Genomic DNA, 1,526 nt, shown 5'->3' with positions numbered 1-1,526 from the left:
TTTCTACAGACAGCAGCAATGGAGGTAATAATGGTTCTGGCGGAAGCAATGGAAATATGGCTAGGAGCATAGTGTCAGTGGAAAATGGTAAAGCGATAGTAAAGCTAAGCAATGACCAATCCGTCGTATCGATTCCATTAGCGCAAATTGGAGATCATCCTTTATCCGTAGTGGCGGGTTCGGTAATCGTAAATGTAGATCGAGAACTGCTCAATGCTTGGAGAGGACAGATCGGCAATGAGGCAGGGGCAGCAATTGAAGCGCAGATTAAGCCAGTGAGCGAAGCGGGTGACAAGCGGTCAGCCTCTCAAAGTGCAACTGCACAAATAACAATTGCAGGTCAAGTGTATGAAATTAGTATGAAGTTAAAAAAGACAGACGGCAGCGTGGTCGAAGTTAAAGGGGGAAAAGACGGTGTAGAGATTACTTTACCTTATGATGCCGATGGGGTTGATGAAGAGCTTCTCGGTATTTATTACTATAACGAGTTGACTAAGGTTTGGGAATATGTGGGTGGTAAAGTGAACAGCAGTGCCAAAACATTGACTGTCAAACTTCGGCATTTGAGCAAATATGCAGTTTTGGAATATAACAAGACGTTTAGCGATTTGCTCACTACTCATTGGGCTACAAGAACGATCCAAGTATTGTCGGCAAAGCATATTGTGAACGGCGTAAATGATTCCATGTTCAAGCCTGCAGGCGATACAACTCGAGCGGAATTTGTATCTCTCTTAGTTCGTGCTTTAAACCTCGAAGCATCTGAGGAAGTGCAGCTGTTTAAGGATGTGAAGGAGGATGCATGGTATGCAGCAAACGTGCAAGCAGCTGTGAAGGCTGGCATTGTTTCTGGTATCAGTCTTGATTCATTTGCTCCTAATGCGCTTATCACACGTGCAGAGATGGCCGTACTAGTCGCAAGAGCACTTGGACTGAATAAAGATACAAGCATGAATGTCGAGTTTGCCGATGCCAAGGACATACCTGTATGGGCAATGCCTTCTGTGGCAGCAATGAATGAAGCGGCCCTCGTACAGGGAAAAGGGGATAATATGTTCCATCCGCGAGCTAATGCTACGAGAGCAGAGGCAGCACAGTTCATTCTTATTATGATTAATCAAATTAATAAGTCTTAATGAAGTGAAGGACAATGTAATCGAAATTGCTTCTTGAAAGGAAATCATGCATGAATCGTCATCTACAAGCTCTCTATGCCAAGTATCCGGATTTGAAGGAATGTCTTCCTGAAATCCAGCAATCCTTTAGCCTCTTGGAAACCTGTTATCGTCATAATGGAAAAGTGCTGGTTGCCGGAAACGGTGGAAGCGCAGCCGATAGCGAGCATATTGTGGGGGAATTGATGAAAAGTTTCATGCTAACACGTTCGGTTCCCGAAACCTTCCGGCATCAGTTTACGCAGTTATTTCCAGAAGAGGCTGACGAGATTTGTAATGGATTGCAAGGTGCTTTACCCGCCATTTCGTTAGTAAGTCAGAGTGCTTTTATGACAGCTTACGCTAATGACG

The 1,526-nt window shown here is 44.4% G+C and carries 1 protein-coding gene and 1 pseudogene; both read left to right on the top strand.

Translation table 11 applies throughout. The features are described 5' to 3' along the window. The coding region (locus AC1DSE_RS35140; protein ID WP_477529108.1) for an S-layer homology domain-containing protein at positions 1-1,136 on the top strand (1,136 nt) is incomplete at its 5' end. Between the two features lie 50 nt (positions 1,137-1,186). Then, positions 1,187-1,526 (top strand): annotated as a pseudogene (locus tag AC1DSE_RS35135) (phosphoheptose isomerase); the annotation flags it as partial.

Source organism: Paenibacillus sp. 01L418, assembly GCF_056400045.1.
The sequence above is the reverse complement of the archived record's forward strand: the minus strand, read 5'-3'. Positions and strand labels throughout refer to the sequence as shown.